Raw genomic sequence first — 19,199 nt, 5'->3', positions numbered from 1 at the left:
GGGGGGGGGGGGGGGGGGGGGGGGGCCGGCCCCCCCCCCCGCCCCCCGCGCCCGCCCCCCCCCCCCCCCCCCCCCCCCCCCCCCGGGCCCCCCCCCCCCCCCCCCCCGCTACCGGAGAATCACCATGAAGCACCTTTCCCTCGCGCTTGGTGTCGCTGCAGTGCTGCTGCTTGCCGGCTGCGCCACCCTTGAACCGCGCAGCACCGAGGTCGCCCCGGCGATCCCGGCGCAGTGGCCGGCCACCGTGTCGACCGATACACCGGTCGAGGTGGACGCCATCGGCTGGCGCAACTACTTCGTCGACGAGCGCCTGCAGTCGGTGATCGCCCAATCGCTGGACAACAACCGCGACCTGCGCGTGGCCGTGCTCAATGTCGAGAAGGCGCGCGCGCAGTACCGCATTCAGCGCGCCGACCGGGTACCCGCACTCGGCGCGCAGGGCCAGATGACGCGCAGCGGCGGGGATGCCCCGGTCAGCGAGCAATTCAGCGCGAACCTGGGCGTAGTGGAATTCGAGCTGGACCTGTTCGGCCGCGTGCGCAACCTGAGCCAGGCGGCGCTGCAGCAGTACTTCGCCGAAGCGGCCAATCGCCGCAGCGCGCAGTTGTCGCTGGTGGGCGAGGTGGCCAACGCATGGCTGACCCTGGGCGCGGACAATGAACAGCTGCGCATCGCCGAGGCCACGCTGGCCACGTATGAGGACTCGCTGCGGCTGAGCGAGGCCCGTCATCAGCTGGGCGGCACGTCGGCACTGGAGCTCAGCCAGACCCGTACTCTGGTGGAGACCGCGCGTACCGATGTGGCGCGTTTCCGTGGCCAGGTGGCGCAGGACCGCAACGCATTGGTGCTGCTCGCCGGCGGACCGCTCGACGATGCACTGCTGCCGGACGGCGAGGTCACCCAGGTGGCGGCCGTGCGCGCGCTGCCGGCCGGCGTACCCGGTGAGGTGCTGCTGCGTCGCCCGGACGTGATGGCCGCCGAACACACGCTGCTGTCGGCCAACGCCAACATCGGCGCGGCACGGGCCGCGTTCTTCCCGTCGATCAGCCTGACCGGCAGCATCGGCTCTGCGTCCTCGGAGCTCTCGGGCCTGTTCGATAGTGGCACGCGGGTGTGGAGCTTCATGCCCACGCTCAACCTGCCGATCTTCCAGGGCGGCAAGCTGCGCGCCGGGCTGGGCGTGGCCAACGCCAATCGCGATATCGCGCTGGCCCAGTACGAGAAGGCGATCCAGTCCGGCTTCCGCGAGGCCGCCGACGCGCTGGCGCTCAACGACAGCCTGGATGCGCAGCTGACATCGCAGCAGGCATTGGTGGCGGCGGCCGAGCAGGCGCGCACGCTGTCGCAGGCGCGCTATGACGCGGGCCTGGACAGCTTCCTGACCCTGCTGGATGCGCGCCGTACTGCGTATACCGCACGCCAGTCGCTGGTCAGCACCCAGCTGGCCCAGCAATCCAACCAGGTGGCGCTGTACAAGGTGCTGGGCGGCGGGTGGCTCGAGGGCGGGGAGGTTGCCGCGCGTTGATGGACCGCGCGGGACACGCATGGCGTGGCTCTACGTCAGGTACGCACCCGCAGCCACGCGCGGCGTGGCTCTACACGCCCCGCGCCTTCTCCAGCGCCTTGCTGGCCTGGTGCGCCATCTTCTCGTAGGTGCGGCGGATCTCTTCCAGCCGCTCTTCGTCCAGCTCTTCCAGGTCCAGCAGCTCGTTGTTGGCCTCGGCGGTGACCCGGATCAGCTCGTCGAGCTTGATCTGGATCGCCGCGGTGTCGGCGTTCTGGCTGTGCTGGATCAGGAACACCATCAGGAAGGTGATGATGGTGGTGCCGGTGTTGATCACCAGCTGCCAGGTATCGCTGAACTTGAACAGCGGGCCGGACAGGCCCCAGATCAGCACGATGCCGAGCGCGCCGAGGAAGGCCCACGGCGTACCCGCCGCATACGACGCCTTCTTGGCGATGAGGTTGAACACACTTCTGGGTTTCATGAGGCTCGGCGTGGATGACCAGTGAGCCTCACATCATTGGCGCGGCGCCGTGTACGTGCCGTGCAGCGTCGCTCAGGCGCGCGCACCCAGGCGCGGGCGGGCGTTCTGGTCGTGGTGGCTGGTCAGGTACACGTGTTCCCAGCACTGTTCGACGAACGCACGGGCCTCGTCTTCGGTCAGGCGCGGCATGATCTGCAGCGCGTACTGGGTCTGGAAGGCTTCATCGCGCTGCTCGTCGCTGGCACGCGGCTGGGTGATCAACGAATCACAGGCGAACTTGATCCACGGCACGTAATGCCCGAACGAGCCGGTCCCGAGCAGGCCGTCGGCATGCCGCTGTCGCCAATAGCTCACTTCGGCATCGACGTTGATCACGGCGGGAATGGAAAGCGGGACGGAGGACATGAGTGCGTCGATTCGTAGGGAAGGAAGGGCAGAACTAGAGTGCGTGCCGCGCAGTGCATGCGACGTCATGACGATGTGCAGCCGGCGTAGCGGTTGTGCGCAGCAGAACGACGGCTGGCGCAGGCAGCGTGTCGCGAGGGAGCGCATCGGGTGGTTTGATGGGCGCGACCACCGGAGTGGACAGGCGCCGATGCGATGCATTCCACCCTAGCCGCATCCCGCTGTCGGGGTGTTAGCGCGGCGTGTTCAAGCTGCACTGCGCGCGTGGCAGCGATACCCTGTTTTCTGGCCCAGATGCAGGGGCCACAGTGCGTGCGGCCGATTGCCGCGAGCTGAAGCATTCAGAACCGCGCGTCACCCTGCACCGGCGTCGTGCGCTTGCCTGCGCTGCGCAGCGCACACGGCGACTGCGCAGCACGGTGGCATTACTCGCCGATGTCTTCGTTCCAGACCTCGGGGTGGGCCGAGATGAATCCGCCCAGCAGGTCGATGCATTCCTGACTCTGCATGTCGATCACCTGCACGCCGTTCTCGCGCAGCCAGTCGATGCCGCCCTGGAAGGTGACCGATTCGCCCACCACCACGGTGCCGATGTTGAACTGGCGCACCAGCCCGCTGCAGTACCAGCAGGGCGCCAGGGTGGTGACCATGATGGTGTCCTGGTAGCGGCGCTGGCGGCCGGCCTTGCGGAACGCGTCGGTCTCGCCGTGCACGGACGGGTCGCCTTCCTGCACCCGGCGGTTGTGGCCGCAGCCGAGCAGGCGGCCGTCGTTGTGGTACAGCGCCGCGCCGATGGGAATGCCGCCCTCGGCTAGGCCCTGGCGGGCTTCGGCAATGGCGGTTTCAAGCAGGGCGGCGTAGTCGGGGGTCGTGATCATGGGCGGTCCGTTCAACTGAAGGGGCCATGATAAGGTGCCGCCGGGCCCCCAGCGGTGCGATAATCGGGGTCATGAGCGAATCCCCCTACAAGACTGGCACCACCCATTTCGGCTTCCGCGATGTCGCCGCCAAGGACAAGCAGAAGCTGGTGGGCGAAGTGTTCACCTCGGTCGCGCGCAGCTACGACCTGATGAACGACCTGATGAGCCTGGGCATCCACCGGGCGTGGAAGCGCTACTACGTCGCCACCGCGCAGGTGAAGCCGGGCGACCGCGTGCTGGACCTGGCCGGCGGCACCGGCGACATCGCCGCGCTGATCAAGGAGCGCGTGGGTGACGAGGGCGAAGTGGTGCTGGGCGACATCAACGCCGGCATGCTCTCGGTGGGTCGCGACCGGCTGACCAACCGGGGCCTGGTCTCGGGCCTGGAATACGTCCAGTGCAATGCCGAGGCCTTGCCGTTCCCGGACGCCAGCTTCGACCTGGTGACCATCGCCTTCGGCCTGCGTAACGTGACCGACAAGGACGCCGGCCTGCGCGAGATGTACCGCGTGCTCAAGGTGGGCGGCCAGGCCCGCGTGCTGGAGTTCTCCGAGGTCACCGCCGACTGGTTCAAGCCGATCTACGACTTCCACTCGTTCAAGATCCTGCCCAAGCTGGGCCAGCTGTTCGCGCGTGATGGCGACAGCTACCAGTACCTGGCCGAGAGCATCCGCAAGCACCCGCCGCAGGAACAGCTCAAGACCATGATGGGCGAGGCCGGTTTCGCGCGCTGCCATTACAAGAACCTGACCGGCGGAATCGTATCGATTCACTCCGGCTACAAGGTTTGAGACACCCGTCCGGTTCACGCTGAGGCAGCTCGGCGACACTGCAGGCAGGCTGTCAATGAGGGCCTGCCATGCGTCTCTACCGCGGCCTGGCCCGCGTGTTTCCCCGTTCATTCAGCGCCAAGCTGATGACCGTTGTGTTTGTCGGCGTGCACGTGCCGCTGCTGGTGCTGCTGCTGTGGATGGCCTTCAGTGGCCAGTACCAGGAACAGACCATGTGGGCCGTGCTGGGCGTGGTGCTGGGCGCCACGCTGGTTGGCACCGGCATGGCGATGATGGCGCTGTACCGGCTGATGGCGCCGCTGCGCCAGGCCGCCGAAGCGCTGGAGGCCTATTACGACGAACAGCGCCTGCCGCATCTGCCCGACCTGGGCCATGACGAGATCGGCCGCCTGCTGCGTGGGATCAACCGCAGCCTGCACGGGGTGGACGCCGGCCTGCGCGACCTGCGCCGCAGCGTGCTGCTCGACCCGCTCACCCAGGCGCTGAACCGCCGGGGGTGCGAACAAGCGCTGGCCGATTCGGCCTCGCTGGCGCAGTCGCGGCGGCAACCGCTCACCCTGTTCGTGGTGGATCTGGACAACCTCAAGCCGATCAATGATGCGCATGGGCACCTGGCCGGCGACCAGGTGCTGGTGCGGCTGGTGGTCTCCGCGAGGCAGTGGCTGCAGCCCAGCGACTGGATCGGCCGCTGGGGCGGCGATGAATTCCTGCTGGCGGTGCACGCGCGCCATGACGTGGCCTGCGCGCGGATGCGCAGCTGGCTGGACCGCCTGGCCGAGCCCGCCGGCGGCGCCGAGATGCCGCTGAAGGCCAGTGCCGGCGGTTCCGGCTACCGTCCTGGAGAGGACCTGCGCGAGCTGTACCGGCGCGCCGATGCCGCGATGTACCGCGCCAAGTCCGCCGGCGGGGCCCAACTACTGTGTGAAGGCGACTGAATGCGCAGGGGGGCTGTAGGGGCGCTGCCGTCAGGGCTGGACAGGGGTAAACTGCTCGTTTCACCCAGATCGGTCCCGATTCATGCGATCCCCGTTCCTGCTGATTTCCCTGGCCGTGGCGCTTGCCGCCGCCGGCTGCTCCAAAGAGCCCTCCGCCCCGACCGCGGCCCCCGCCGCCCCGCCGAGCGCCGCCAACGCCGTGAAAGCCGAAGACCGCAGTCATGATGAAAGTTCCTACGCCGAACCGCACAAGGTCGTCATCAAGGACCTGGCGCTGGATCTGAAGCTGGACTTCGACAGCAAGCAGATCGGTGGCACCGCCACCTACACGCTGGACTGGAAGGACAAGGCGGCCAAGCAGCTGGTGCTGGACACCCGCGAGCTGACCATCGAGAAGGTCGAGGCCGTCGCCGCCGATGGCAAGACCGCGCCGCTGCAGTTCGCCCTGGCGCCGGCCGACAAGGTGTTCGGCAGCAAGCTGACCATCGAAGCGCCGGAGCAGCCGGGCAAGGTGCTGGTGACCTACCACACCGCCCCGACCGCGTCGGGCCTGCAGTGGCTGGAGCCGTCGATGACCGAGGGCAAGAAGCTGCCCTTCATGTTCAGCCAGTCGCAGGCCATCCACGCCCGTTCGTGGGTACCGCTGCAGGACACGCCGAGCGTGCGTTTCACCTACAGCGCGCACGTGACCTCGCGTCCGGACGTGATGGTGCTGATGAGCGCCGACAACGATCCCAAGGCTGTGCGTGACGGTGACTACACCTTCAAGATGCCGCAGCCGATTCCGTCCTACCTGCTGGCCATCGCCGCGGGCGACCTGGTGTTCGAGCCGATCTCCGGCCGTTCCGGCGTGTGGGCCGAACCGACCATGGTCGGCAAGGCCGCCAAGGAATTCGAAGACACCGAGAAGATGATCGGTGCCGCCGAGAAGCTCTACGGCGAGTACCGCTGGGGCCGCTACGACATGCTGGTGCTGCCGCCGTCGTTCCCGTTCGGCGGCATGGAAAACCCGCGCCTGACCTTCGCCACCCCGACCGTGATCGTGGGCGACAAGTCGCTGGTGTCGCTGGTGGCCCATGAACTGGCGCACAGCTGGTCGGGCAACCTGGTGACCAATTCAAGCTGGAAGGACATCTGGCTCAATGAAGGCTTCACCACCTACGTGCAGGGCCGCATCACCGAGGCGCTGTACGGCCAGGAAATGGCCGAGATGGAGCGCGAGATCGACCAGAACGACCTGCTGGCCGAGATCAAGGACATGAGCCCGGCAGACCAGGCGCTGGCGCTGCCGGCGCTGACCGAGCGCGACCCGGACGAGGCGCTGAGCAACGTGGCCTACGTCAAGGGTTCGTGGTTCCTGCAGTTCCTGGAGCAGCGCTTCGGCCGCGAGACCTTCGACCCGTTCCTGCGCGGCTGGTTCGATGACCACGCCTTCCAGAGTGCCAACACCGACCAGTTCGTCGAGTACCTGAAGAAGAACCTGCTGTCCAAGAAGCCCGGCGCGGTCACCGACGCCGAGCTGAAGGCATGGCTGGACGAGCCGGGCATTCCGTCCTTCGCCACCAAGGCGCGCTCGCGCAACTTCTCCATCGTCGACACCGCACGTATTGCCTGGCAGGGCAGTGGCACGCTGCCGAGCGCGCAGATCACCAACGAGTGGGGCACCCAGGAGTGGGTGCACTTCATCGACGGCCTGGGCAAGACCCTGCCGCTCGACAAGCTGGCCGCGCTGGACCGCGCCTACAAGTTCACCGGCACGGCCAACGGCGAGATCGCGATGCGTTGGTACCCGCTGGCGATCCGCAGCGGCTATGTCGAAGCCAATGAAGCGGCCGGTGCCTTCATCGAACGCGTGGGCCGCCGCAAGCTGATCCTGCCGATCTACGCCGAACTGGTGAAGACCCCGGAAGGCCTGGCCTTCGCCAAGGCCGCCTTCGAGAAGGCCAAGCCCAGCTACCACCCGATCACCACCGGGTCGGTGCAGGACATGCTGGACAAGGCCACGCCGGCCGCGCCGTAACAGGAGCGCACTGCGTTGCACGACAACGGCGGGGAAACCCGCCGTTGTCGTGTGTGGATGTCGGGTCGCGCCGATGTCGATGAACATCGCGGAATGCGATGAGCGAAATATGCAAGTGGTTATGTGACGTGGTTCCTACCATGCCGGCTTCGTAACGAAGGAGGCGGTATGCCCAACATCAGCAACATAGCCAGCGCAGCGTTTAAACGATTGGACCTTGTGCAACAAGGCGTCAAGGAAGCACTGGTCGATCGCGGCGTTGTTTCCGGGTCAATCGGATACCGCCTCGAACAGGTCAAAAATGACTGTTCGCATGCCATCAGGAGCAACGTTCCTGCCGAGCTGCGCGTAGCGCTGGAAGACGTCGCGCTGCTCAAATGCGACATCCAACAGCGACAGCTGAAGGCGTCAGGCCATAAATGCGGCCATCGCCTCGCGCAGCTGGAGGACCTGAAGACTCAACTGCAGAACGTGTTGCAGCGTCACGCTGCACCCCCCAGCGCAAAGGCGGTGGCAGGAGCCACGCCACCAGTCGCCTCGACGCCCGGCGGCGGTAGGGAGCGCGCAGACGGCGTGCGCGCACGCGCTGACGAACCGGCCGCGGCGCGTCCGCCGGCGAACGTGCCGCCAGGCGTTGGCAGGCAAGACCCGGAAAAGGGTTTGCTGGCGGGTCGTGCGCCTGCAAAGATCGACAAGGCTGCATTGGTGTCTAGACCATTGCCGGGGATCTCCATCAGGGAGGCGGAGAGGGGCGGGGTGGAATTGGACTTCGACGCTCTCCTGCGAGCTGCCAAGGCGCGGCCGTCTTCAGCCGAAGAGCGGGCGCTGATAGGCAGCTATGAGCAGACGCTCAAGGCGTGGCAGGTCTGCAGCCGGGGTGACCGCGAGGCGGCACGTGCGCAAGACAATTTCATCGGCGACTTTGTCAATGCGGCGTACGTCGCAGGGCACGACGATGCAACGGTGAACCGATTGAAGTCGGAATCGACCGAGTGCATGCGGCTTGTTCGTGAGCATACCCAGGCAGAAGAGGCGCTGGCCGTGGCCAATATCGCGTTGAAGCGTGCTGTCGATGGTCTGAAAGCTCACTGGGTGAATCGGGGTATCCGGATTCGGGATCAGCCTGAACAGCCGATCGTCAAACCGAAGGTGGGGCCAGGCGACGCGCAGTATCGACTCGCCGGTGCGGCGCTGGTGCAGAACAGGCTGCGCTAAGCAAACCTGGCTGCGGCGAGGTTTGCACACAGGCAAGGCACGTCTCGGCCGGGTCGCACCCGGATATGGGGATGCGACGCTGCCACCTGCCCCGTTACAGTAGGCAGGTGGCGCTTGTAGGCGTCGTCGATCCCTGGAGCGTGCAATGAAACGATTGATCCTCGCCGCCGCCGTTGCCTTCGCACTGGCCGCCTGCAGCAACCCCGAGGAAGAGCGCAAGGCGCAGGAAGCCGCTGCGGCCGCCGCCAAGGCGCAGCAGGAAGAGAAAGCTGAGGGCGTGGCCAAGCAGTACGACATGGCCGTGGCCGCGCAGGACTGGGAGCGGGCGCGGATCCATGGCGGTTCGCTGCTGGACCAGTACAAGGACACCGACGTCGCCGCGCGCATCGAGCCGGGGTTTGCCGAGGTCAAGGCCAAGGCCGAAACCGCGCGCGAACTGCGCCGCATGCAGGGCCTGTGGCAGTACAACCAGATGCCCGTGGGCAACAAGGGCAACCAGATTTCCGCCTCGATCTACAGCAAGGAGCGGGTCGACGTGGACGGCAGCGGCCCCAAGCCGGTGCAGTTGATCTTCCGCGACCACCCCGAGTGGAAGCGCCACGCCTACCTCGTGCTGCAGGCCGGTGACTTCCGCTGCCCGCAGTGCACGGTCAAGGTCACCGTGGACGACGGCAAGCCGATCAGCATGGCCGCTTGGCGCCCGAAGACCGACGAGGCGATCGCCATGTTCATCACCGACCAGAAGGCGCTGTGGAAACTGGCGCGCAAGGCTAAATCGATCAGCATCGAATTCCCGGTCAAGGCCGGCGGCACCCGCACGGCCGTGTTCGAAACCGGCGGCGTGGATGCCAGCAAATTGCCCAATTGGTGGAATTGAGGCAATACGAAAAGAGCGGCCGGGCAGAGCCCGGCGCTACGGCAGATTGCAGCCATCCCTCTGGAGCAATAGCCCCCTTTTGTTAAGGGGGCGCGCCGACAGGCGCGGGGTTAGGTGGAATGCGCGGACGGCGGCCCCGTCGCAGACGGGGATTGCCGTTAAGGGGGCGCGCCAACGGCGCGGGGATTAGGTGATATGCCTCGGGGCCCAATATTCGCCAAGGCGAATATTGGGCGAGCAATTCAAACAGCAGTTTCGTTTACGCGCCCAGCGCGTAACCGAACTGCTGCTTGAATTGCTCGTTGAACTCATCAAACGTAAACCGCTGGTTCTGCGTACCCGGGTGCTCCACCTTCAGCGCGCCCATCAGGTTGCCCATGCGGCCGATGGTCAGCCAGTCGTAGCCCTTCTCGATGCCGTAGATCAGGCCCGCGCGGAAGGCGTCGCCGCAGCCGGTCGGGTCGACCACGCGGCGCTCGTGCGCCGGCGGGATGTCATAGGTCTTTTCCGGGGTGTGGATCACCGCGCCCTTCGGGCCGCGGGTGGTGATGTAGGCCTTGACCCGGCTCACGATCGCCTTCTCGTCCCAGCCGGTGCGCTCCTGCAGCAGGTTGGACTCGTAGTCGTTGACCACCACGTAGTCGGCCTGCTCGATGAACGTGCGCAGCTCCGGGCCGTTGAACAGCGGCATGGCCTGGCCCGGGTCGAAGATGAACGGCACGCCGGCCGCGGAGAACTCGTCGGCGTTCTGGATCATGCCTTCGCGGCCGTCCGGGCCGACCAGGCCCAGGGTCACGCCCGGCACGTCCTTCACGTGGTTCTCGTAGGACCGCATCATCGCGCCCGGGTGGAACGCGGTGATCTGGTTGTTGTCGTGGTCGGTGGTGATGAACGCCTGCGGGGTGAACAGCTCGTCGATCACCTTGACCCGGCTCAGGTCGATGCCCAGGCCCTGGAAGTACTCGCGGTAGGGGCCGAAGTCCGACCCCACGGTGCCCATCGGGATCGGGTCGCCGCCCAGCAGGTGCAGGTTGTAGGCGATGTTGCCGGCGCAGCCGCCGAACTCGCGGCGCATGCGCGGCACCAGGAACGAGACGTTCAGGATGTGCACCTTGTCCGGCAGGATGTGATTCTTGAACTGGTCCGGAAACACCATGATGGTGTCGAAGGCAAGAGAACCACAGATCAAAGCGGACATCGATTAAGGCCTATGCGGAATGGAGTTTGAGGCCCGCCGGGCGGGCAACGAAACGGCGCCCTGAGGCGCCCAATGGTGCAAAGGTTAACGGGTGAGACGCCGCAGGGCCAGAACCCCGGCTGTCCGGACCCGCCTGAATGGCCGCCAAGGCTGGCGTTGGGGCAGATTTCTCCTTGCTCGCGAACAGGGGGATTGCTAGGCTTGTCGGTCTCGAATTCTGCCCAATTTTTCGCCATCCCGCGTTGGGCGCGACACCCCTCAGGATCAACTCCCAGATGTTCAAGAAACTGCGTGGCATGTTCTCCAATGACCTGTCCATCGACCTGGGCACGGCCAATACCCTCATTTACGTGCGCGGGCAGGGCATCGTGCTGAACGAGCCGTCGGTCGTGGCCGTGCGCCAGGACCGTGCGATCGGTGGTACCCGTTCGGTGGCCGCCGTCGGCGCCGAGGCCAAGCAGATGCTGGGCCGTACCCCGGGCCACATCACCACCATCCGCCCGATGAAGGACGGCGTCATCGCCGATTTCACCTACACCGAGGCGATGCTCAAGCACTTCATCAAGAAGGTGCACAAGTCGCGCTTCCTGCGCCCGAGCCCGCGCGTGCTGGTCTGCGTGCCGGCCGGCTCGACCCAGGTCGAGCGCCGCGCCATCAAGGAATCGGCCGAAGAAGCCGGTGCCCGCGACGTGTTCCTGATCGAAGAACCGATGGCGGCCGCCATCGGCGCCGGCATGCCGGTCACCGAAGCCCGTGGCTCGATGGTCATCGACATCGGCGGCGGCACCACCGAAGTGGCGGTGATCTCGCTGAACGGCATCGTCTATTCGGCCTCGGTCCGGATCGGCGGCGACCGCTTCGACGAGTCGATCACCAACTACGTGCGCCGCAACCACGGCATGCTGATCGGTGAAGCCACCGCCGAGCGGATCAAGGTCGAGCTGGGCTGCGCCTACCCGCAGGCCGAAGTCATCGAGATGGAAATCTCCGGCAGGAACCTCGCCGAGGGCGTGCCGAAGATGATCAAGATTAACTCCAACGAGGTGCTGGAAGCCCTGCACGAGCCGCTGTCGGGCATCGTAAGCGCGGTCAAGCTGGCCCTGGAACAGACCCCGCCGGAACTGTGTGCCGACGTCGCCGAGCGCGGCATCGTGCTCACCGGTGGCGGCGCGCTGCTGCGCGACCTGGACCGTCTGATCTCCGAGGAAACCGGCCTGCACGTGCAGGTGGCCGACGATCCGCTGACCTGCGTGGCCCGCGGTGGCGGTCGTGCGCTGGAGCTGGTGGACATGCACGGCAACGAGTTCTTTGCGCCGGAGTAAGCCGTACCGTTGCTGTTTTGTAGACGCGCCCCTGCGGCGTGATGCCCGCTGCGTGCCCGCCACGCCGGGCATCGCAGCGCCGGGGCGTTGTCGCGTCCTGTCCCACCCGGCAGGGCTCTGCCCCGCTGCATTCCACCCCTTGATCAGTCGAAGCCAGTCGTGCCGCCCTACGCCGGTCCTCCCGTAGCCTCCCGCCAGGGTGATGCCAGCAGCCCCCTGCGGCTGCTCGCCTACCTGGCCCTGGCCATCACCCTGATCGTGCTCGACGACCAGGCCGGCTGGCTGGCGCGCCTGCGCGCCCAGACCAACGTACTGGTGCAGCCGGTCTGGGCCCTGGCCGGCTTGCCGGGTCGGCTCGGCAGCCAGGTCAAGGACAACGCGGCCAGCCACGGCCAGCTGGTGGACGAGAACCGCGAGCTGCGCAACCAGCTGCTGATCGCCAACGCGCGCCTGACCCGCCTGCAGACGGCGGCGCTGGACAACGCGCAGCTGCGCGAGCTGCTCAACGTGGCCGAGCGCAGCGGGCTGGACGTGCAGCTGGCGCCGATCCTCGATATCGACCTGGACCCGGTCAAGCAGCGCCTGGTGCTGGCCGCCGGCAGCCGCGACGGCGTGCACCTGGGCCAGGCGGTGATCGACGCCGGCGGGCTGATGGGGCAGGTGATCGCCACCACCGGCAGCAACGCCACCGTGCTGCTGCTCACCGACCCGGACCACGCGGTGCCGGTGACCGTGGCCCGCAACGGCGTGCGCCTGATCGTGTACGGCCGCGGCGACACCCTGGAACTGCGCGACATTCCGCTCAGTGCCGGCGTGGAAGTGGGCGATGAGATCGTCACCTCCGGCCTCGGCGGCCGCTTCCCGGCCGGCTTCCCGGTCGGCAAGATCACCGCCCTGCGCCCCGACGACACCCACGCCTTCCTGGTCGGCGAACTCAAGCCCGCTGCCCAGCTGGACCGCGGCCGCGACGTGCTCCTTCTGCGCCCCGGCACAGCAATCCGCGTGCCCCCGAACCTCCAGCTTTCGGAGGCGGCAGGCGGCCCCGCCGCCGCACCCGCCGTAGCGCCGGGCTCTGCCCGGCCCACGGAAGCCACGCCGCCCTCGGTAGCGCCGACTGTTAGTCGGCCCACGCAGACCCCATCGCAACCGGCCCAACCTGCTCCCCCGCCAACTTCCACGGGGCCCACCCGATGAGCCGCCTGCGCGACAAACCCTGGGTGCTCCCGGTCAGCATCGTGCTGGCGCTGCTACTGGGCCTGCTGCCGCTGCCTGCTTTGCTGCAGCCGCTGCGCCCCTACTGGCTGGCGCTGGTGCTGGCCTACTGGGTCATCGAGGCGCCGGACCGGGTCGGGCTGGGCGTGGCCTTCGTCTGCGGCGTGCTCGCCGACCTGCTGTACGGCGGCGTGCTCGGCGAGCAGGCGCTGCGGCTGGTCATGCTGACCTTCATCCTGCAGCGCTTCCGCGCGCGCATCCGCTTCTTCCCGATGTCGCAGCAGGTGCTGGCCATCGGCGGGTTGCTGTTCAACGACCGCATCGTCAGCGCCGTGGTCCATATCGCGGTGGGCGAGCCGACCCTGCCGTGGTCGTACTGGTGGGCGCCGCTGCTGGGCATGGGTCTGTGGCCGCTGGTGTTCGTGCTGCTGGATGCGGTCCGCTTCGGACGTCGCGGGCGCTGACATGTACGTGCGCCGCCAGGCCAAGAATCCGCACGCCGAAGCCGAGCAGTTCCGGCGCCGCGCCGCGTTGGGCTTCCTCGGCGTGCTGGTGTGCCTGGTCGGGCTGGGCGGCTGGTACTTCAAGCTGCAGGTGCTGGACCACGACATCTACGCCACGCGCTCGGAAGCCAACCGCATCAAGCCGCGGCCGGTGGTGCCCGGGCGCGGCATGATCTACGACCGCAACGGGCGCCTGCTGGCCGAGAACGTGCCTGCGTTCCGGCTGGACATCACCCCTGACAAGGTCAAGGACATGGACGCCACCCTGGCCGGGCTGGCGAAGATCCTGGACCTGAGCCCGGAAGACATCGAGACGTTCAACAAATCGCGCAAGGCGCGCCGCAGTTTCCTGCCGGTGACGCTCAAGCTGCGCGTGACCGACGAGGAAATGGCGCGCTTCGCGGTGGATCGCTGGCGCTATCCCGGCGTGGAGCTGGAACCGTACCTGACCCGGCGCTACCCCTACGGCGACCTGTTCGCGCACATCATCGGCTACGTCGGCCGGGTCGACGACAAGGACCTGGAGACGCTGGGCGAGGGCAATGCCGCGCTGACCCATATCGGCAAGTCCGGGCTGGAGCGCTATTACGAGCAGCAGCTGCGCGGCAAGGTGGGCTACGAACAGGTGGAGACCAATGTGCAGGGGCGGGCCATCCGCACCATCGGCCGGGTGGCCGCGCAGTCCGGCAGCGACCTGCGCCTGTCCATCGATGCCGACCTGCAGCGCGCCATGGTGGCCGCGTTCGGCGACTTCGATGGCGCGGCCGTGGCGATGGACCCGCGCACCGGTGAAGTGCTGGCGATGGTGAGCCTGCCGTCGTACGACCCCAACCTGTTCGTCAACGGCATTTCCCACGCGGACTTCAAGGCGCTCAACGACAACCCCTCGCGGCCGCAGTTCAACCGGCTGGTGCTGGGTGGCGTGGCGCCGGGCTCGACGATCAAGCCGTTGATCGGCCTGGCCGGTCTGGACAGCGGCGTGCGCAAGCCCGAGGACAAGATCCTCTCCACCGGCATGTTCTACCTGCCGGGCACCTCGCGCGGCTGGGGCGACGCCAACCGTGGCGGCCACGGCTGGACCGACCTGCGCAAGTCGATCACCCAGTCGGTCAACACCTACTACTACAAGCTCGCGTTGGACATGGGCATCGAGCGCTTCGACCAGTACATGGGCGGCTATGGCTTCGGTTCGCCGACGGGCATCGACCTCACCGGCGAGATCGGCGGCATCCTGCCCTCGCCGCAGAACAAGTACAAGACGCGCAAGGAACGCTGGTACCCCGGCGACACCGTCAACGTCAGCATCGGCCAGGGCGACTGGAAGGTCACCCCGCTGCAGCTGGTGCATGGCGTGGGCGGCATCGCCGACGGCCACCTGCGTACGCCGCGCCTGGTGATGCAGGAGCGCGCAGGCTTCGATGCCGACTGGGTGTCGACCCCGCAGGGCCCGAGCAAGCCGATCAGCCCCAGCCCGGGCAACCTGCAGGCGGTGCGCGAGGGCATGATGGGCACCATGCGCCCGGGCGGCAGCGGCGCGCGTGCCGCTGCCGGCGCGCCGTATACCATCGCCGGCAAGACCGGTACCGCACAGGTGATCAGCCGCCGCGGTACGGCGGCCGTGAATCCCAAGAGCCTGCCGATGCACCTGCGTCACCGCTCGCTGTTCGTGGGCTTCGCCCCGGCCGAGGACCCGGTCATCGTGCTGGCGATCGCGGTGGAAGGCGGCGGCTACGGCGGCTCGGCGGCGGCCCCGATCGCACGCAAGCTGTTCGACGCCTGGCTGCTCGGCAAGATGCCCGAGGGCATGGAGCCGCTCGACAGCGAACGCGGCACCACCGCCATCGGCAGCACGGCGTTCGACGGCGGCGGTCGCGCCGCGCGCGACGCCGGCGATGCCGCCGCGGCCGCGCTGGAATCGCTGCCGGTCATGGTTGGCGTGCCGGCCCCCGCGCCGGTACCTGCACCTGCACCTGGCGCACCGGCGCCTGCCGCTGCCGCCCCGGTCCCGCCTGCGGAGCGCACGCGATGAAAGTTTTCCTGCGCTGGGCGACCGACATGGTCGTGCGCTTCACCAGCACGCTGGACTGGGTGCTGTGCCTGGCGCTGGGCGCGCTGATGCTGATCGGCCTGTCGGTGCTCAAGAGCGCCGGCGGCGACGGCCTGGTGTTTGCGCAGGGCGCGCGCTTCGCGGTCGGACTGGCCGCGTTGTGGGCCATTTCGCGGGTGCCGATCCTCCGCATCCGTTCGGCCACCCCGCTGATCTACGCCATCTCGATGATTCCGCTGCTGGCCGTGTTCGTGCTCGGCACCGGCAAGTACGGCCGCCAGTGGCTGGACCTCAAGCTGTTCTACCTGCAGCCGGCCGAGCTGCTCAAGGTCAGCCTGCCGATGATGGTGGCCTGGTACCTGCACCGCATGCCGCTGCCGCCGCGTTTCTCCACGGTGATGGTCAGCGCGGTCATCATCGGCGTGCCCACCGGCCTCGTGATGCTGCAGCCCGACTTCGGCACCGGCGTGCTGATCGCCGCCAGCGGCGCGTTCGTGCTGCTGCTGGCCGGCCTGCCCTGGTGGTGGGTGGGTGTGGGCGTGGGCGGCGTCGCCGCGGCCGCCCCGGTGGCCTGGTTCTGGCTGCTGCGGCCGTACCAGAAGGACCGCATCATGATGTTCCTGGACCCGGAGATGGACGCGCTCGGCGCGGGCTGGAACATCATCCAGTCCAAGATCGCGATCGGTTCCGGCGGCTTCGACGGCAAGGGCTGGGGGCAGGGCTCGCAGTCGCACCTGAACTTCATTCCCGAACAGACCACCGACTTCGCCTTCTCCGTGCTGAGCGAGGAGTTCGGCTGGATCGGTGTGGCCGTGGTGCTGTTCCTGTATCTGGTGGTGATCGGGCGCTGCCTGTGGATCGCCTCGCAGTCGCGCGACTCCTATTCGCGCCTGCTCGCCGGCGCCACCGGCCTGGCGTTCTTCGTCTACGTGCTGGTCAACGGCGGCATGATCTCCGGCCTGCTGCCGGTGGTGGGCGTGCCGATGCCGCTGATCAGTTATGGCGGTACGTCGGCGGTCTCGCTGCTGGCCGGCTTCGGGCTGGTGATGGCCGCGCGCAGCCACAACCCGGTGCATGGCGGGTACGGCTGAGGGAGCGGTGGCGACATTTCGTCGCAGCTAGCCCATATCTCTATGTCTAGTCAAAAGCCCGGCTGGGCCAGGCCCGGTTTTGCGCAAAAAGCGCGCTTGGAACGGGTCGAACACGACAAAACCGTCGCTTGAGGTGCAGGTTGCGTCAACAAAACGGCATGAAAGTGAGATGTGGCGCACAGATATGAATGCGCTTGATCCTGATCAATGGACTTGTCGTAAAGCGCCTGCACAATGGCGGCCCGCGAGCAGCCGGGCATCGAGCCAAGCGATGCAACCAGGCGCTGGCGGGAAGTAGTTGACCCGACGGGTACAGGGGGCAGGGCGCGCGCTGGGGAGTTGCGCGTCATGCCGGTACCGACTGGGTCGGTAGCCCGGTTGCGTCCATGGGGATGGGGGCGCAACCGGTATACCTTATTCGCTGTAAGCGAATAAGGTCCGCGCATTCTTCCTATCCCCCGCGCCTGTCGGCGCGCGCCTGCCGCACCCAAGGCGCGGCAGGCCCACGCATTCCTCCTTAACCCGCGCCTAGCGGCGCGCCCCTTCAACAAGAAGGGGCTTTGGCTCCGGTCGTTACTGTGAATGGGGCTTTCAGTCAGTGCGATTACACGCTGGGTTAACGAACCGCTCTGTCGACGAAGCAATTCGTTGGTATTCATGGTGTTAGGGGTTTTATTTCATCTTTGACCTGCTAACCTGCGGCGATGATTCGACGCACTTTGGCCTGCATGCTTACGCTCGGTTTGGTTGCCTGTGCGACCCAGCCGCATTCCCCGTCACCGCCGCCGCAGGCGTCGGGTGCGCCCAACAAGCCGGGGGTTGCCCACAAGGGGCCCGCCGAAGCCGCGCCGGAAGGCGCTGCCGCCACCGCGCCGCCGGTGGATCTCACCCCGGTTCCGTTCGAGGTGGCGCGTGCCAACTTCGTGCGCGATACCGCCGCCCGCTACGGCATTCCCGCCGCACAGATCGAGGCCACGCTGGCCCAGGCGCAGGTGCGCGATCCGATCATCGCCGCCATGTCGCGCCCCGCCGAGCGGGTCAAGCCGTGGAACGAGTACCGGCCGATGTTCATCAGCCAGGCGCGGATCGAGGGCGGAAAGAAATTCCTCGCCACCCACCGCGACGAACTGATGCGCGTGCAGCAGCGCACCGGCGTGCCGGCCGAGGTAATCGTGGCGATCATCGGGGTGGAAACCAGCTACGGCGGCAACACCGGCAGCTACCGCGTACTGGACGCGCTGTACACGCTGGCCTTCAACTACCCGCGCAGTGGCGACCCGGCCAAGCTGGAGCGCGAAGTGCGCCGCGAGCTGTACTTCCGCGACGAATTGGCGCGCCTGTTCGCGCTGAGCCGCGACGAGAAGCTGGACATCCTCGCCATCAAGGGCAGCTACGCCGGTGCCATGGGCATGGGGCAGTTCATGCCCTCCAGCTACCAGGACTTCGCGGTGGACGGCAACGGCGACGGTCGCCGCGACCTGTTCACCAGCTATGACGACGTGTTCTCCTCGATCGCCAATTACTTCGTCAAGAAGGGCGGCTGGGTGCGCGGCGGCCCGGTGGCGGTGCCGGCCACGCTGGCCGCAGGGCGCGAACCGTTCGATCCCACCGACTGGACGCCGACCTGGACGCTGTCCGAGCTGGCCCAGCGCGGCTACCAGCCCAGCGTGCCGGTGCCGGCAGGCCTGACCGCCACCCCGATCACGCTGGAAGGCAGCGCCGGCAAGCAGTACTGGCTCGGCTTCCAGAACTACTACGCGATCACCCGTTACAACCTGTCCAAAATGTATGCGATGGCGGTGTACCAGTTGTCCCAGGCCATCGCCGGCCAGGAGCTGCCGCCGGCATGAACGCACGCGCACGCTGGTGGATCCCGGGTCTGCTGATGCTGGCGCTGGCCGCCTGCAGCACGGCGCCCAAGAAGCCCTCCACCGCCGCCGGCGGTGGCAAGCCCGGCGGCACGCTGGTACAGGGTTCGGGCGGCAAGGGCGGGCGCCCGGCGCACTGCCCCGACGGCTCGCCCTACAAGGCCGCCGCCGAGGATCCCAGTACGCGCGGCGACTACCGCGCCGGCGGGTTGTACAAGCCCGGCGTCAACGACAGCACGCCCACCTACATTCCCAACGTGGCCTGCATTCCCGAACCGGACGTGGTGGACCTGCCGCGCTCGCCGGTCGGCAACAAGTCGCCGTACGTCGTGCTGGGCAAGCAGTACCAGGTGATGGACGACACCCGCGGGTACGCCGAAAAGGGCACCGCGTCGTACTACGGCGCCAAGTTCCATGGCCGCCTCACCTCCAACCGCGAGGTGTACGACATGTACGCCTTCACCGCCGCGCACAAGACCCTGCCGCTGCCGAGCTTCGCCCGCGTCACCAATATGGACAACGGCGAGTCGGTGATCGTGCGCGTCAACGACCGCGGGCCGTTCCACGACGGCCGCGTGATCGACCTCAGTTATGCCGCCGCGGTGCGCCTGGGCATTACCCAGCGCGGCACCGGCAACGTGGAGGTGCGCGCGCTGGCCCCGGGCGACGACAACCTGCTGGCCGGCAAGCCCTCGTGGCGTGAACGCCGGGCCGCCGCTGCCGCGCCGGTCGTGGCGGCCGCCGCGCCGGCCCGCCGCGACAGCGACATGGATCGGCTGGTCGGCAAGCTGCCGCCGGCCCCCGTGC

The 19,199-nt window shown here is 67.6% G+C and carries 17 protein-coding genes; 13 read left to right on the top strand and 4 right to left on the bottom strand.

Annotation, left to right across the window (positions count from 1 at the left end; translation table 11 throughout):
- Positions 1-124 precede the first annotated feature (124 nt).
- On the top strand, positions 125-1,525 hold the full coding sequence (locus ACOZHM_RS12520; RefSeq protein ID WP_421569648.1) for an efflux transporter outer membrane subunit: 1,401 nt from the start codon (positions 125-127) through the stop codon (positions 1,523-1,525).
- A gap of 70 nt (positions 1,526-1,595) precedes the next feature.
- Here ACOZHM_RS12520 and ACOZHM_RS12515 read toward each other — a convergent pair whose 3' ends face one another.
- The 3 genes from ACOZHM_RS12515 to ACOZHM_RS12505 form a co-directional block, all read right to left on the bottom strand.
- Complete coding sequence (locus ACOZHM_RS12515) at positions 1,596-1,988, bottom strand: low affinity iron permease family protein (protein WP_421569647.1); 393 nt, start codon at positions 1,986-1,988, stop codon at positions 1,596-1,598.
- Positions 1,989-2,060: 72 nt separating this feature from the next.
- On the bottom strand, positions 2,061-2,393 hold the full coding sequence (locus ACOZHM_RS12510; RefSeq protein ID WP_421569646.1) for a hypothetical protein: 333 nt from the start codon (positions 2,391-2,393) through the stop codon (positions 2,061-2,063).
- A 425-nt stretch (positions 2,394-2,818) separates the two neighbouring features.
- Complete coding sequence (locus ACOZHM_RS12505) at positions 2,819-3,271, bottom strand: nucleoside deaminase (RefSeq protein WP_068854054.1); 453 nt, start codon at positions 3,269-3,271, stop codon at positions 2,819-2,821.
- 71 nt (positions 3,272-3,342) lie between these two features.
- On the opposite strand from ACOZHM_RS12505, the gene ubiE reads away from it, so the two are divergent.
- The 5 genes from ubiE (at position 3,343) to ACOZHM_RS12480 (ending at position 9,151) form a co-directional block, all read left to right on the top strand.
- Positions 3,343-4,104: a bifunctional demethylmenaquinone methyltransferase/2-methoxy-6-polyprenyl-1,4-benzoquinol methylase UbiE gene (gene ubiE, locus ACOZHM_RS12500; protein WP_421569645.1), complete on the top strand. Its 762-nt coding sequence runs from the start codon at positions 3,343-3,345 to the stop codon at positions 4,102-4,104.
- 68 nt (positions 4,105-4,172) lie between these two features.
- The gene (locus tag ACOZHM_RS12495) at positions 4,173-5,039 is read left to right on the top strand and encodes a diguanylate cyclase domain-containing protein (protein WP_421569644.1); all 867 of its coding nucleotides are present in this window, start codon (positions 4,173-4,175) and stop codon (positions 5,037-5,039) included.
- Positions 5,040-5,121: 82 nt separating this feature from the next.
- Positions 5,122-7,059, top strand: coding sequence for a M1 family metallopeptidase (locus ACOZHM_RS12490; RefSeq protein ID WP_421569643.1), 1,938 nt, complete (start codon positions 5,122-5,124; stop codon positions 7,057-7,059).
- 168 nt (positions 7,060-7,227) lie between these two features.
- The gene (locus ACOZHM_RS12485; RefSeq protein ID WP_421569642.1) at positions 7,228-8,274 is read left to right on the top strand and encodes a hypothetical protein; all 1,047 of its coding nucleotides are present in this window, start codon (positions 7,228-7,230) and stop codon (positions 8,272-8,274) included.
- Between the two features lie 145 nt (positions 8,275-8,419).
- A complete protein-coding gene (locus tag ACOZHM_RS12480) occupies positions 8,420-9,151 on the top strand; it encodes a hypothetical protein (RefSeq protein WP_421569641.1) in 732 nt (243 codons plus the stop codon).
- Positions 9,152-9,410: 259 nt separating this feature from the next.
- Here ACOZHM_RS12480 and ACOZHM_RS12475 read toward each other — a convergent pair whose 3' ends face one another.
- Positions 9,411-10,349: a carbohydrate kinase family protein gene (locus ACOZHM_RS12475; protein WP_421569640.1), complete on the bottom strand. Its 939-nt coding sequence runs from the start codon at positions 10,347-10,349 to the stop codon at positions 9,411-9,413.
- Positions 10,350-10,624: 275 nt separating this feature from the next.
- Between ACOZHM_RS12475 and ACOZHM_RS12470 the strand changes: the two genes are divergently transcribed.
- The 7 genes from ACOZHM_RS12470 to ACOZHM_RS12440 all read left to right on the top strand — a co-directional run.
- The gene (locus tag ACOZHM_RS12470) at positions 10,625-11,671 is read left to right on the top strand and encodes a rod shape-determining protein (protein WP_038686189.1); all 1,047 of its coding nucleotides are present in this window, start codon (positions 10,625-10,627) and stop codon (positions 11,669-11,671) included.
- A gap of 159 nt (positions 11,672-11,830) precedes the next feature.
- Positions 11,831-12,865: a rod shape-determining protein MreC gene (mreC, locus tag ACOZHM_RS12465; protein ID WP_421569639.1), complete on the top strand. Its 1,035-nt coding sequence runs from the start codon at positions 11,831-11,833 to the stop codon at positions 12,863-12,865.
- Positions 12,862-13,347, top strand: a complete 486-nt coding sequence (mreD, locus tag ACOZHM_RS12460; protein WP_421569638.1) for a rod shape-determining protein MreD — start codon at positions 12,862-12,864, stop codon at positions 13,345-13,347. The genes mreC and mreD overlap by 4 nt, the downstream gene beginning before the upstream one ends.
- Position 13,348: 1 nt before the next feature.
- Positions 13,349-15,415 (top strand): penicillin-binding protein 2, encoded by a 2,067-nt coding sequence (gene mrdA, locus ACOZHM_RS12455; protein ID WP_421569637.1) that lies wholly within the window; start codon positions 13,349-13,351, stop codon positions 15,413-15,415.
- Entirely contained in the window at positions 15,412-16,524 is a 1,113-nt protein-coding gene (gene rodA, locus ACOZHM_RS12450) for a rod shape-determining protein RodA (RefSeq protein ID WP_421569636.1), read from the top strand. The genes mrdA and rodA overlap by 4 nt, the downstream gene beginning before the upstream one ends.
- Before the next feature lie 704 nt (positions 16,525-17,228).
- Positions 17,229-18,374: a lytic murein transglycosylase B gene (gene mltB / locus ACOZHM_RS12445; RefSeq protein ID WP_421569635.1), complete on the top strand. Its 1,146-nt coding sequence runs from the start codon at positions 17,229-17,231 to the stop codon at positions 18,372-18,374.
- Positions 18,371-19,199 (top strand): septal ring lytic transglycosylase RlpA family protein (locus ACOZHM_RS12440; protein WP_421569634.1); only part of this gene is annotated, 829 nt, incomplete at its 3' end. The genes mltB and ACOZHM_RS12440, both read left to right, overlap by 4 nt.

The sequence above is a fragment of the Stenotrophomonas sp. PD6 genome (genome assembly GCF_049199305.1).
Lineage (GTDB): Bacteria > Pseudomonadota > Gammaproteobacteria > Xanthomonadales > Xanthomonadaceae > Stenotrophomonas.
This window is presented reverse-complemented; position numbering and strand designations above follow the sequence as displayed.